Genomic DNA, 14,107 nt, shown 5'->3' on the forward strand with positions numbered 1-14,107 from the left:
CTCAAGTCAGGTTATGAAAAGATAAATCAATCAGACCGGACTTTATTTTTTAGCTCTGTAATTCAGGTAAATAACAAAAACTGGTCTTAGCCGGCTTAGACTTTAGGAAATATCGGCTGTATATTAGTTCAAAACCGGTTTGGCCGGAGTCAAGCCTCATTATTATAAAGGAGAACTCTATGCAAAAAAAAGAAACCAGGGAAAAAGAACTAATTTCAGAGAAGCACTTGACATGAAAGAAAGTGTATCTTATCTTGAGTCATTGCCGGGTCCGAATTGTCTGCTACTCGGCGCGAAAGAAGGGAGTTCTTGTGCGGCAGTATTACCAACAGCAATTCGCTCGACCCCGATATCTCGGCATCGCTATCCTTGTCATCATGGCATCCATGCATCCTACAGATCGTCTTGCTTGCGCCGAGGAAGGTAGGACTCAGGCAGACGTTGCGTACGCCGATATTTCGCGAGGCAATCCTGGCACAACCGGCAAGCAGTGGCTGTATCCGCTTCGGGGGATTAATGCCAAAGCATACATATGGAGCACGGCCAATCCGCACGGGTTCCTGTCGGATGCTTCGTTTCAGCGTTTCGCCTCTTGGAACATCAACGTGGTTCACTTGGAAGTCTGCGTTGATTTTGGATCAATATGGAATTTGAATACCGCCCAACTTCAGGACTCCAGTGTTGATTATCCGCCGATTCCTCCTGACGATCCACTGGCGCCCTACAAGAAGAACCTCGAGGGCCTGGACACAGCTCTTGTGCTGGCAAAGAAATATGACATCCAGGTGATCCCGTTCCTTACCCTTGTCGTTGGCAGGAAAAAGTGGCCGCTGTTCGATACGACCACCGAAAGGAGTATTCATGTTACGATTGGCCAACTCTGGGAGGAAGTGGCGAGGAAGCACGGCAATGATCCGCACCTCATGGCCTACAATCTATATGATGAGCCATTCTTCGATCAGGGAAGTGAGAAGTGGCCGGAGATGGTCCAGTGGCTGGCGCCGAAGATTCGCGCCATCGACACTGCTACATATCTGCTGGTAACCTACACCGAGGGTGATCCCTTTGTCGGTCTCTCCGATCCCAAGGCGGCTTTTGTTTTTAACTACTTTAGCCCTGTCTGCTACACTCACCAGGGGCTCTTGAACCCGTATTGCCTGCAGGGACAAGTGAGTTATCCTAACACCGTGACCTGGGAGGAAGACCCTCCCGGCTCCGGCCATTACACGATGGTCACATGGACAGCTTCGGTCATCAGGCAATCGCTTTCCGGCGTGAGAGCCCTCCAGCAACAGCATAACCTGATTGTATTCTGCGGCGGCATCGCCGTGATCCGCCAGGCGGCCCCATCCGAGAGCCAGTGGATCACGGACGTGTTGGAAGTGTTTGAGGAGTATGGCTGGTCGTGGTCTTATCACGGCTACGGCGGCTGGAACGGCTGGAATATCACAATCGCTGATGACGCGGTGGTTCCAGTTTCTAATCCTTACATGGAGTACGGAGGCGATACGACAAACGATCGCTTCAGGACCGTATCGACCTACTGGCAGAAGTCGTCCGGTTGTTTAGCCAAACCCGGAGATGCCAATGGTTCAGGTAGCGCTCCTAATCTCACTGACATTATTTATTTAGTAAATTACGTTTTTAAAGGCGGTTTAGTACCTTCTCCTTTGTGTCGCGGAGATGCTAACGGTTCAAGTGGTAATCCAAATGTTTCAGACATAATCTATTTGGTGAACTATGTTTTCAAAGGAGGTCCAGCACCGGTTAAAATCGGAGTGTGCTGTTTGTAGGAAAATTCGCAGAGAGAACCAAAGGTTAATTTGATAGAATGAATGAGTTAACTTAAGAAGAACAGTTCTCTCATAAGTGTTTCCCCCAAAATGAGTCCATTTTCAAGAGAATAGTAAGCAGCGGTCAACTCAGCCTTTTATATCCCTTTTTACTTGACACCCAAATTTATTCTAAGTTAATTGAACTGACGTTCGATAAGACTTGGTGATCGTCGAGAAACTCATTATCACTTTGCAGTAAAACATAAATTACTCCAGATCACTGGGATCAAAATTCGCTCAAATGAAGGTTAATTCTCACGACCGGTTTGGTCGGAGTCAAGCCTCGTTATTATAAAGGAGAACTCTATGCAAAAAAAAGAATCCAGGGAAAAAGAGCCAATTTCAGAAAAGCTCCTTGACCTTATGCATCGGTACTGGTGTGCAGCAAACTACCTGTCTGTAGGGCAAATCTATCTGCTGGATAATCCACTGTTAAGGGAGCCCCTGGCAAGGGAACACATAAAACCAAGGTTGCTGGGGCACTGGGGCACTACACCAGGGCTTAATTTTATTTACGTGCACCTGAATCGACTGATAAAAGAGCAGGATCTGAATATGCTCTACGTTACAGGACCAGGGCACGGAGGTCCGGCTTTGCTGGCGAACACTTACCTGGAGGGAACCTACAGCGAACTTTATCCAGATGTTTCCCAGGATGCTGAGGGGATAAAAAGACTTTTCAAGCAGTTTTCTTTTCCCGGCGGCGTTCCCAGCCATACTGCACCTGAAACCCCTGGCTCAATTCATGAGGGGGGTGAGCTCGGATATGCTCTTTCGCATGCTTATGGAGCGGCATTTGATAATCCTGACCTCATCGTAGTTTGTGTGGTAGGGGATGGAGAAGCTGAGACAGGTCCTCTGGCTGCAGCCTGGCATTCAAACAAGTTTTTAAACCCGGTCAGCGATGGTGCGGTTTTACCGATTTTGCATTTAAATGGATATAAAATAGCCAATCCCACTATCCTGGCCCGGATCAGCCGGCAGGAACTGGAGAGCCTCTTTGTCGGCTATGGTTACAAGCCTTATTGGGTCGAGGGTTCTGATCCAAAAGAAGCACATCTGTGTATGGCAGAAACAGTTGATAACGTTATTGACGAGATTAAAAGGATTCAGGCAGATGCTCGCACAAATGCCGTAACAATCCGCCCACGCTGGCCTATGATTATCTTAAAAACCCCTAAGGGCTGGACCTGTCCGAAAGAGGTTGACGGCAAAAAAACCGAGGGTTTCTGGAGATCGCATCAGGTTCCTTTTGCAGATTTTGACAAAAAACCTCAGCACTTGAAAATCTTAGACGAATGGATGAGAAGCTACAAGCCTGAGGAGCTTTTTGACGAGAAAGGAAAACTGCTTCCTGAAATAGCAGCTCTTGCTCCTCAAGGGGAAAGACGAATGGGTGCTAATCCCCACGCAAACGGGGGTCTTCTACTTAAGGGTTTAAGACTGCCTGAATTCAGGGATTATGCAGTTGCAGTTTCAAAGCCTGGTCAGAATAAAGAGGAGTCCACCAGAGTTTTGGGGCATTTTCTCAGAGATGTAGTAAAATCGAACAGTATTCAAAAGAATTTCCGGGTAATGGGACCGGACGAGGTTGCTTCCAACCGGCTGGATGCTTTGTTTGAGGTAACGAATAGAGTATGGATGGGTGATACGATTTCCGAAGACGAGAATCTCTCGCCAGATGGCCGGGTTATGGAGATCCTGAGTGAGCATACCTGTCAGGGATGGCTTGAAGGTTACCTGCTTACCGGCCGGCATGGTCTTTTTACCTCGTATGAGGCTTTCATCCATCTGGTTGATTCGATGTTCAACCAGTATGCCAAGTGGCTAAAAGTCACCCGTAGCGAAATACACTGGCGCAGACCGATCGCCTCGCTTAATATCCTTCTGTCCTCTCATGTCTGGCAGCAGGATCACAACGGGTTCAGCCATCAGGACCCGGGTTTTATCGACCATGTGGTGAACAAAAAAGCAGAGATCATAAGAGTATATTTTCCTCCAGATGCAAATACCCTTCTTTCAGTAGCGGATCATTGCCTGAGAAGCAGAAATTATGTAAATGTCATCGTAGCAGGGAAACAACCTCAGCCCCAATGGCTGAGTATGGAAGAAGCAGTCAGGCATTGCAGCTCCGGTATAGGCATCTGGGAATGGGCAAGCAACGATAACGGAACTGAGCCGGACGTGGTGATGGCATGCTGCGGGGACGTGCCCACAATTGAGACCTTAGCTGCAGTGGACATTTTAAGACAATCTGTTCCAGACCTGAAATTGAGAGTGGTGAACATAGTCGACCTGATGACGCTTCAGCCAAAAGAGGAACATCCGCATGGCTTATCTGAGCATGAATTCGATACTCTTTTTACAACTGATAAGCCGATCATATTCGCATACCACGGTTATCCCTGGCTCATTCACCGTCTTACTTATCGCCGGACAAACCACAAGAACCTTCATGTCAGAGGTTACAAGGAAGAGGGAACTACCACCACCCCCTTTGATATGCTGGTGCGTAATGATCTGGATCGTTTTCATCTGGTTGCAGACGTGGTTGACCGGGTTCCTAAGCTGAGCTATAAAGCAGCCTACATCAAGCAGGCAATCCGGGATAAGTTAATCGAACATAAGGAATATATAACCAGATATGGCCAGGATCTGCCTGAAATTCGAGAATGGAAATGGAACTGCTCTTAAAATAGTCCGCTTGCTGAAAGCTTGACTTAATCAGTAGATTGCTCTGGTATTGAATGATGTAGAGAAAAAAGCGAAAAAGTTGACAATTTTCATATAACGTTAAGGAAAGAAACAATTTAGCTTAATTACCAAAACTGGCTTTCAACTTAGGACGATTAAAGGCGAAGGCTTAAAAGAGTCTGTTCTAATAAACTAAATCTTATTAATCAAAGGGGGGAAATTTCCGATACTGTTTCAAGAAAATAACGCTTGACAATCCCCTTCTCTTTGTATAATTTATTTTTTAAAGTTTCTCTGAATATGAAAAAACCTTTAAATTTCTTATATTCTGAACTTAAGCTTACATCCAGGCTTTTAAAAGAGTCGCTCTCCAGAGGGTTGGTCTATTTCCTGGGTTTTAGCCTCTTTCTCTTCTTTGGTTCGATTGGCTTCAGCTTCTTAGGTCTTTTTGGACAGAGGATTGACCAGGTCAAAGCTACCAGCCTGGAGTTGGAAAACAGGATTCTGGCTGGTAAACTTTTAGATCTGGAGTTCTTTCAGAGTGAGTTGGATAAAGAGATAAAAGAGTTAAGTCAGATGGAACAAAAGGTTAACAGCCTCCTGAGATTGAAATCTGAAGGGTCCAGAGAGCAGAACGACGAGAACCAGCTTCTGGTGGAAGATGTCGGGTTTTATCCAGAGGTAAAAATGGCGGACATCGATGAGCTGATCGATAAAATCAGGGGCGAAAAAGAGGGATTTGAATACATATATCAGAAACTCGTCCAGAAAAAAGATTTCTTAGACCATACCCCTTCGGTTTATCCGGTTAACGGCTATATCAGCCGTGGGTTCGGAATCGAGCCGGATCCTTTTACCGGAGAAATGGGCTTGCACCAGGGCCTGGATATAGTGGCAGATATTGGCACGCCGGTAATAGCCGCAGCCAAAGGGAGGGTGAGTTTCGTAGGCTGGCAGAAAGGGCTGGGCAAACTGGTGACAGTTGATCATGGAAACGGTTACAAAAGCTCATACGGACATCTTTCGGTTATCCTGGTCCAAAACCACCAGGAGGTTGAACGAGGAGAGATTATCGGCAGGGTGGGGAATACCGGCTATTCAACTGGTCCTCACCTGCATTATGAGATCTATTTAAAAGGGAGGCTGGTAAATCCACAACCATATCTCTGGGGTGGGAGATTTTAAAATAATCACAGGTGAAATAAATCCAAGAGAAGATTTACCCTCCCGAAAACTTACATCTATAAGAAATGGCGGCATTGAGATTCATGGCTTCAGCCTGCCTGGCTGGGGTTAAATGCAGGTATAATGGAAAAGACAAAAAGGATAAAAATATCTATCTGCGAGTCAAAAGAGGGCAGGTTTTGCCCCTGTGCCCGGAACAATTGGGCGGGTTACCCACTCCCAGAAAAGCCTCGCAGATAAAAATCAAGCATGGACGGAAAGCGGTGATTTCTTCTGCAAGCGAAGATCTGACCAGGTTCTTTTTAAGAGGAGTCAATTTGTCTTTTCGCATCGGGAAAAGATTTAAAATAGATTCTGCTTATCTAAAGAAAGGTAGCCCCTCCTGCGGCTTCGGTCTAAAGAATATAGGAAGCAAAATTGTAGGAGTCACCTCAGCTCTATTTGATAAAAAGGGAATAAAAATTTACCCGAGGTAGATTTTTTGTAAAAAAAGGAAGTAACCAAACGACAACCTAAAACCAAGCGTATTTAATAGCGAAGAGATTATATGCCCTTTGATAATTCAAAGGATGAAAAATTAGCCGGGGAAAGACCAAGTAATTCATCTAAAAAAAAGGAGGAGGAGCTTTTAGAGATCATCAAAAAAGCTCAAGGAGGTGACCAGGAGGCTTTCCAGGAGATAGTGCAGAGGTATAAAGTTCAGGTAGCTGGAATAGCTTATCGGATGGTGGGTGATTACGAGGATGCCAAGGATATATCCCAGATGGTTTTCGTAAAAATCTATCAGAACCTGCACAGATTCGATACCACCAAAAAGCTGTCTACCTGGCTTTACCGAATCACCACCAATGCCTCGATAGACTTTATCAGAAAATTCCGGAAACATAAACTGGAAGTACTGGATAATATAATCGGCGAGCTAAAGGAAAAGAAGAATGATGTCGAAGGAGTCTATCAGAGAGGGTTAATCCGTCTGGCAGTAGATGAAGCTCTGGAAAGTCTGAATCCCAAGCAGAGATCGGTTTTCGTTCTAAGGGATCTGGAAGGGTTAGATATAAAGGAGGTTTCTCAGGTAACCGGAATGCCCCAGGCCACGGTGAGATGGTACCTGCACCGAGCCAGGGCTAAACTCAGGGATGAACTGATCAAACGTCATCCCAGCATTTTGGAGAAGGCAGGGATAAAATATGAGGTGCAAAAAGGCTAAAGATTTTTTCTTAGACTATAAAGATCTGAGCGAGAAAAAGAAAGGATTTTTAAAGGAGCATTTTAAAATTTGCCCTGAGTGTTTGAAAGAGTTTGAAGAGTATAATGCCGCATTAAACTTGTTGCAGAAAACCCTCGATTTTAAACCCTCGGATAACTACTGGGAAGGGTTCAGCCTGAAAAAAAGCGTAGCTTACCCCCTGTTCGATTTTAAGAGTTATTTACGAGAAAAACTGGATAAGCTTTTAGCTTTACTCCGGACGCCTCTTTTGGGTCCGGTTCCGGCTTACGTCTTCTCAGTTTTACTTTTGATAGGCGCGGCGATAGGCTTTTCCTCCATGCTCAGATCCGGAACTTACAGTTCAGGCAGCCTGGTCAATAACCTGATCATCTACGAGGGCCAGCTTCTCTCAGCTAAAGACGATGGACTCTTGACAATCTACACTGTTAGCCTGAAGTGAGGTAAAGCATAACCAATAGCTAAAGTTTTTTATGAAGTTCTCTCTAAATTCTAGTTATATCATAACAGCGGGCATTATCTTACCCATTTTTCTCCTCAGCGGATGCAGCCGGAGTAGCCATCTGGAAAGGATGCAGTCCGAGATCTATGAGGTTATGGATAAAGTTGGCCCTTCGGTGGTCTCGATCTCAGCAGTCAACCGGACTGACGGAAGCATGAAGATCGGCTCCGGGGTGGTACTGGACAAGGATTTTATCCTCACCACTGAAAACCTTCTGCAGAATTCAGATGAGCTCAAAATCAAACTTCAGGATGGAACTATCATAAGGGATTCAGAGATTGCGGACATCTACTGCGATTTTGAAACCAACGTCAGCTTGATTAAACTGAAAAAAGGGAACCTGAAACCAGTGCGCCTTTCCAAAAAGGAACAGATCCGAAACGGCACCCTGGGTCTGATAATAGGAAACACCAATTACTCCAAAGGGCTCCAGGTGGCTTTGGGAACGGTCGGGTCCTCCTGGATCGGGGGGATAGACCCTTATGACCAGGAGCTATTGGTAGTGTCTGCGAATTTTTGCTCCTATCAGGCAGGCACACCGATTTTCAATTATCAGGGTGAGCTTTTAGGTCTGGCAGAGGGGAAACTGGAAGGTAAGGATAATGTAATCTTAGTCTTACCTGCATCCACCTGCGAGGTGGTAGGAAGAATCCTTAAGCAGGATGGAGAGGTCAAAAGAGGCTGGATAGGGATCTACTCTAACACAGGCTGCGGCAAGCTTAAACAGAATCGCTCAGAGGGAGAAGGGGTGAAGGTGTCAGAGGTATATAAAGATGGTCCTGCTTTCAAACAGGGGGTCAAGGTGGGAGATCTGATTATAGGCTGTGATGGGAAAAAGATAAAAAGTGAAGCGGGGTTCAGAAAGATTATCTCCAAAGCCCCCATAGGTTCAGAGATCAGACTTCTCCTGTTACGGGACGGGCAGAAGATGGAGAAAATGGTTAAAGTAGAAACCTCCAAGAGTATGCCTGTTTTCAGAAGATGCCCCAACCGTTGTATCTAGAATCGTTAGCTTTCAGAATGCACATAGTTCCCGACATATTAAAAGCGATCGGCAACACTCCCCTGGTCAGACTAAAAAGGATAGTGGGAGAGAACTCTGCCACGGTTTTAGCCAAGGCGGAGTTTATGAATCCCGGGGGGAGCATCAAGGACCGGATGGCTCTGTATATGATAGAAGATGCTGAAAAAAAAGGATTGCTTAAGCCCGGTGGAACCATCGTAGAAAACACCTCGGGCAATACCGGTATCGGGGTAGCAGTTGTGGCAGCCATAAAAGGTTATAAGGCGATCTTTACAATCCCGGATAAGATGAGCCAGGAAAAAATCAACCTCTTAAGAGGTTTTGGTGCGGAGGTAGTAGTAACCCCTACTGACGTTCCTGCAGATTCCCCTTTGAGTTATTATGAGACCGCCAAAAGGATTGCACGTGAGACCCCTAATTCCTTTTATCTTAACCAGTATCATAATCCCAAAAACACCGAAGCCCATTATCACACCACCGGGCATGAGATCTGGGAGCAGACGCAAGGGAAGATCGACTACTTTGTAGCAGGAATCGGAACTGGTGGGACATTGTCCGGAGCAGGGAAATTCTTAAAAGAGAAGAAACCTGAGTTGAAGGTCATAGCAGTTGATCCGATCGGCTCCGTTTATTACGATTATTTCAAGCATAAGAAGATGATCGAGCCAAAAGTGTACAAAGTGGAGGGGATCGGCGAGGATATGCTTGCCCAGAACGTTGATTTCTCCATCATCGACGATATCTTTCAGGTCAACGATAAAGAATCTTTTTTAATGGCACGCAGGCTGACCAAAGAGGAGGGGCTTTTCGTTGGTGGCTCCAGCGGCTCAGCCGTAAAGATATCAGCAGATTTGGCTAAAAAGGTGGGAAAAGACAAGATAATCGTAACCATCCTGCCTGATTCAGGCACCCGTTATCTGAGCAAGATCTATTCGGATCAATGGATGAAGGATAACGGATTTTTAGATTAGATAACAAGCTAAAATATAAATAGATTTCAAAAAGGGAGAAGGAGCAATTTGTCTAATATGAAATTTGAGACCAAAGCTATCCATATCGGACAGGAGCCGGATAAAGCCACAGGCGCTATCATAGTTCCGATTTACCAGACCTCGACCTATGTGCAGGAGTCTCCTGGAAAACATAAAGGTTACGAATATTCCCGCACTGCTAATCCGACCAGACTTGCTTTAGAGAAATGCCTGGCATCTTTAGAGGAGGCAAGATTCGGTTTAGCTTTCTCTTCTGGAATGGCAGCCATCTCGGTAGTCTTAAACCTTTTAAAGGCCGGAGATCATGTGATTTCCTGCGACGATCTGTACGGTGGCACCTACAGGATATTTGAAAAGGTCTACAAAGACTACGGGCTTGAATTTTCCTACGTTGATTTGACCTTTCCGGAAAACCTCTCCAGAGCCTTAAGAAAAAACACTAAAATGGTCTGGGTCGAGACTCCGACTAATCCGCTTTTGAAGATCATAGATTTGAAAAAAGTTTCAGAGTTTGCCAAGAAACATAATCTTATCTCAGCAGTTGATAATACTTTTGCTACTCCTTACTTTCAGAAACCTCTCAACCTGGGCATAGACATAGTAGTGCACAGCAGTACCAAATATTTAGGAGGGCACAGCGACTTGGTCGGCGGCTCGATTTTAACTTCGAACCAGGCATATTATGACAGGATGAAATTCTGCCAGAATGCAGTGGGTGGTGTTCCGGGACCGTTTGACTGTTTCCTGGTTTTAAGAGGTCTTAAGACTTTATCCTTGAGAATGAGGGAGCACGAGGCTAATGCCATCCAGGTTGCGAATTTTTTGTCAGCCCACAAGAAAGTAAAGAGGGTTATCTTTCCCGGACTAAAATCTCATCCCGATTATAAATTAGTCCAAAAGCAGATGAGCGGTTTTGGCGGGATAGTTTCTTTTGAGCTGAAAAGCAATTTAGCCGGGGCTAAAAGGTTCTTGAAAAAGTTAAAATTGTTCTCCTTAGCTGAAAGCCTGGGTGGGGTGGAATCTTTAGCTGACCATCCGGGAATAATGACCCATTCCTCTATTCCTCCAGCCCTGAGGAGGAAATTAGGGATCAGCGATACTTTGATTCGCTTGAGCGTGGGAATTGAGAATAAAGAAGATTTGATCCAGGATTTGAGAAGAGCTTTGAGTTTTGTATAGTACATGTTGCTGGAGTGTAAAACTTTAGTTTTACTTGATTAAAAAGCAAAGATACCTAGTTGATAAACCTAAAGGTTTATACTCCAAAAAAAATACCCAGAGGAGGAATCATGGCAATAGATCCGGTCTGCGGAATGAAGGTTGATGAGAAAAAGACCTTGCACAAAAGCCAATATAAAGGGGTTACCTATTATTTTTGCTCAAACACTTGTAAGATCAACTTCGAAAAAGAGCCTGAGAAGTATCTAAAACAAAAAAAGTAATCTTTCACACGTTTTTTTCAAAAAAAAGCCAAAACTTTCGTAAGTTATTTTTGTATAATCTTTTTAAAAACCGGGTGGAACTATGTCTGAAACGAAGCTCAACAAAGGTCTTTACGTAGTTGTTTTTCTCTTAGCCCTGATGGGTGCCCTTATCGGCACGGCTCTGGGCTTATTCTGGACAAGAGGAGCAAAGCCAGTATCGGTTCTTCCTCAAACAGAAAAAGCGAATGGCCAGTTGTCAGTGGCCAGTGGTCAGCAACTGGTAACTGACCACTCACCACTGTCCACTTCTGTCACAGATGATATAACTGAGACCAGAAGAAATGCCATTGTACGGGCAGCGGAGAAGATCGGTCCGGCAGTGGTATCCATCAGCGTGGTTCAGGTTAGAACGGTTCGCGAGTCCCCATTTGGCTCTCCGTTTGGAGATCAGTTCTTCGATGAGTTCTGGGGAAGGTACTTCCAACCACGAGAATACAAGCAAAAGGTATATTCTTTAGGCTCAGGCGTAATAATCAGCGAAGATGGGTATATCCTGACCAATGAACATGTGGTCAGGGGTGCAGATGAGCTTAAAGTCACCCTGACTGACGGGAAAGAGTATAAAGGAAAAATAGCGGGGCAGGACCATACCTCAGACCTGGCCGTGGTTAAAATAGAAGGACGCAGGTTTCCTTATGCTCCTTTAGGTGATTCGGACAGTCTGATAATAGGTGAGTGGGCAATAGCCTTAGGAAATCCCTTTGGATACCTTTTAGATGACCCGCATCCAACAGTTACCGTAGGCGTGATCTCCGCACTGAAGCGGGACATAAAAATGGATCCGCAAGAGGGCAGGTCCTATAGAAAAATGATCCAGACCGATGCGGCTATAAATCCGGGGAACAGCGGAGGACCCTTAGTAAGTGCGAATGGCCAGGTCATCGGGATCAACACCTTTATCTTTTCCACCAGCAGAGGCTCAGAGGGGATAGGTTTTGCCATACCCATAGACCGGGCAAAGGGGATTATCTCTGATCTGATCAGCAAAGGTAAAGTGATCAAGGGGTATGTTGGCGTAAAGGTTCAGGATTTGACGCAGCTTTTGGCAACATCTCTCAATATAGATGAAAAGGAAGGGGTTGTGGTCACTGACGTGGATAAGGGAAGTCCGGCAGAAAAAGCCCAGGTTAAAAGGGGCGATCTGATAACTGAAATCAACGGAGAAAAAGTAAGAAACAAGGCTGATTTTCAGGGGATAACCTCCTATTTAAAACCTCAGGATAAGCTTGAAATCTCCCTGGTCCGGGATAAAAAAGTCATTCATACAGAGCTTTCCGCACAGAAAGAACCCACTGTAAAGATTGCAGAAGACAAGGAGGATTTCTTAGGGATCACAGTTTCTGAGATCACCGCCTCCATGGCTGAGGAGCTTAATCTGACCAGCAATGCCGGAGTGGTCATCACCGCAGTGGATGAGGGAGGCAAAGGTGAAGGGTTGGGTCTTAGAGAGGGAGACGTAATCCGGGAGATCAATAATCAGAAAGTAAAAAATATGGACGACTATAAGAAGCTGATCGCTAATGTCAGGAATCAAAGAAGGCTGGTGATGGTGATAGAAAGAGAAGGCGGGATGTACGTGGTCTCGGTGACATTATAATTAAAAAAAGAGGACTGTGCTCCCTCTCCCCTCTACGAGAAGCGATGTTTTTATCGGCTTGTGGGAGAGGGTTAGGGTGAGGGGAAGTTCGTAGCGTCCGGGTTTATTCCGGACGTTTTTTTTGTCGTAGTGCGACCCTTTTAGGGTCGCTTCAGGTAGGGGCAGGTTTGCTCTTCGACTTTGCTCCCTTCGGTCTGAGCCTCAGGGTCGAAGACAGAGCAGTGAGCTTGTCGAACTGAAACCTGCCCCTACAATTTTTGTTGTAGAAAGACTCTTTATTTTTTATAATGGTAATACCAATCTGGATTCGATAAATCGAACCCCTACCTTGGTAGGTGCTTGATTTATCAAGTCCTGGACAATCGCGTAGGGGTGGAGCTTGTTTCCACCCTTATCCTCTTGGGCGGAGTTGAACTCCGCCCCCACGTGGAGCTGAAAAGATATGAGAGAATTCGATAAAATAAGAAAAGAGATTTTGTCCCAGGAAAAAGGGACCATAATAAAAAGCTCATTCCAGCTCAGGGTAGCTTTAGGGTTTCCCAATAAATACGAGGTAGGAATTGCCAATTTGGGGTTTCAAACGATTTATCGAATTTTGAACCAGGTCGATGATGTTTCCTGCGAGAGGTCCTTCCTTTTTGACTATGAGCCTCAGGATAAGGTGAGGACACTGGAATCTGGTGACCCTTTGAATTTCTTCCAGATTATTTCTTTCTCGGTCCCGTTTGAGTTAGATTACTTGAATGTCCTTAAGATTTTAAAACAGGCGAAGATTCCTCTACTCTCAAAAGAAAGAAATGAAAATCATCCTTTTCTCTTAGCTGGTGGGGTGGCGGTAACTTTGAATCCAGAGGTTATGGCACCCTTTTTTGATGCCATCTTTATAGGTGAGGCTGAAGAGGCTATCGTCGAAGTCGCTGAGATTTTAAAGAAGGGTCATAATAAAAAAAGAACACTCCAGGAATTGGCAAAAGTCAAAGGTGTTTATGTTCCAGAATCTTATGAGCCGGTCTATGATGAAAAGGGTCTTTTGAAAGGACATAAAATTGAAAAAGGGTTCCCCGCTAAGATCGAAAACCGAAAAGCCAATCTCGAAAAAATTGAGACTTATTCTTCGATTGTCACTCCTCTTTCTCATTTTAAGGATATGTTCATTGTCGAAACCGCAAGAGGATGTGCCTGGAAATGCAGGTTCTGTGCGGTGGGGCATTTATACAAGCCCTTCAGGCCGCATAAAAAGGAAAAGATAATTTCAGAGATTGAAAAGTATGCGGGTGATTCGAAGTCTGTTGGTCTTTTAGGCTCAATGGTCTCGGATTTGCCTTTTTTAGAGGAGCTTTGTTGTGATTTGTACCAGAAAGGTTACCAGATAGGGGTTTCGTCCCTGCGGGTGGACAAGGTTACTCCCGGGCTTTTAGATATCCTGATAAAGTCTGGACTTAGGACTTTGACCTTAGCCCCTGAAGCCGGGACTGAAAGGATGTGGAAGATTATCGACAAAAGGATTGACCGTGAGGATGTTCTGTGCGCCGCCCGGCTGTCAAGGGAAAAGAATCTGGAAAAGCTGAA

The 14,107-nt window shown here is 45.2% G+C and carries 11 protein-coding genes and 1 pseudogene; all 12 read left to right on the forward strand.

Going from position 1 to position 14,107, the window contains the following annotated elements:
- Window positions 1–311: 311 nt before the first annotated feature.
- The gene (locus MUP17_10765; protein MCJ7459461.1) at window positions 312–1,793 is read left to right on the forward strand and encodes a glycoside hydrolase family 5 protein; all 1,482 of its coding nucleotides are present in this window, start codon (window positions 312–314) and stop codon (window positions 1,791–1,793) included.
- A 348-nt stretch (window positions 1,794–2,141) separates the two neighbouring features.
- On the forward strand, window positions 2,142–4,529 hold the full coding sequence (locus tag MUP17_10770) for a phosphoketolase family protein (protein MCJ7459462.1): 2,388 nt from the start codon (window positions 2,142–2,144) through the stop codon (window positions 4,527–4,529).
- Window positions 4,530–4,829: 300 nt separating this feature from the next.
- A complete protein-coding gene (locus tag MUP17_10775; protein MCJ7459463.1) occupies window positions 4,830–5,714 on the forward strand; it encodes a M23 family metallopeptidase in 885 nt (294 codons plus the stop codon).
- Between the two features lie 65 nt (window positions 5,715–5,779).
- Entirely contained in the window at window positions 5,780–6,190 is a 411-nt protein-coding gene (locus MUP17_10780; protein ID MCJ7459464.1) for a DUF523 domain-containing protein, read from the forward strand.
- Window positions 6,191–6,261: 71 nt separating this feature from the next.
- Window positions 6,262–6,921: a sigma-70 family RNA polymerase sigma factor gene (locus MUP17_10785; GenBank protein MCJ7459465.1), complete on the forward strand. Its 660-nt coding sequence runs from the start codon at window positions 6,262–6,264 to the stop codon at window positions 6,919–6,921.
- Window positions 6,902–7,381 (forward strand): hypothetical protein, encoded by a 480-nt coding sequence (locus MUP17_10790; GenBank protein ID MCJ7459466.1) that lies wholly within the window; start codon window positions 6,902–6,904, stop codon window positions 7,379–7,381. Before MUP17_10785 ends, MUP17_10790 begins: the two co-directional genes overlap by 20 nt.
- A gap of 31 nt (window positions 7,382–7,412) precedes the next feature.
- Window positions 7,413–8,444, forward strand: coding sequence for a S1C family serine protease (locus tag MUP17_10795; protein MCJ7459467.1), 1,032 nt, complete (start codon window positions 7,413–7,415; stop codon window positions 8,442–8,444).
- A gap of 17 nt (window positions 8,445–8,461) precedes the next feature.
- Window positions 8,462–9,433, forward strand: a pseudogene (locus MUP17_10800) (cysteine synthase A).
- 60 nt (window positions 9,434–9,493) lie between these two features.
- Window positions 9,494–10,636, forward strand: coding sequence for a PLP-dependent aspartate aminotransferase family protein (locus MUP17_10805; GenBank protein MCJ7459468.1), 1,143 nt, complete (start codon window positions 9,494–9,496; stop codon window positions 10,634–10,636).
- 110 nt (window positions 10,637–10,746) lie between these two features.
- Entirely contained in the window at window positions 10,747–10,899 is a 153-nt protein-coding gene (locus tag MUP17_10810; protein ID MCJ7459469.1) for a YHS domain-containing protein, read from the forward strand.
- An 82-nt stretch (window positions 10,900–10,981) separates the two neighbouring features.
- Window positions 10,982–12,538, forward strand: coding sequence for a Do family serine endopeptidase (locus MUP17_10815; GenBank protein MCJ7459470.1), 1,557 nt, complete (start codon window positions 10,982–10,984; stop codon window positions 12,536–12,538).
- Window positions 12,539–12,980: 442 nt separating this feature from the next.
- Window positions 12,981–14,107 (forward strand): radical SAM protein (locus MUP17_10820; GenBank protein ID MCJ7459471.1); only part of this gene is annotated, 1,127 nt, incomplete at its 3' end.

This window comes from Candidatus Zixiibacteriota bacterium, from assembly GCA_022865345.1.
In the GTDB taxonomy this organism is placed as follows: domain Bacteria; phylum Zixibacteria; class MSB-5A5; order MSB-5A5; family RBG-16-43-9; genus RBG-16-43-9.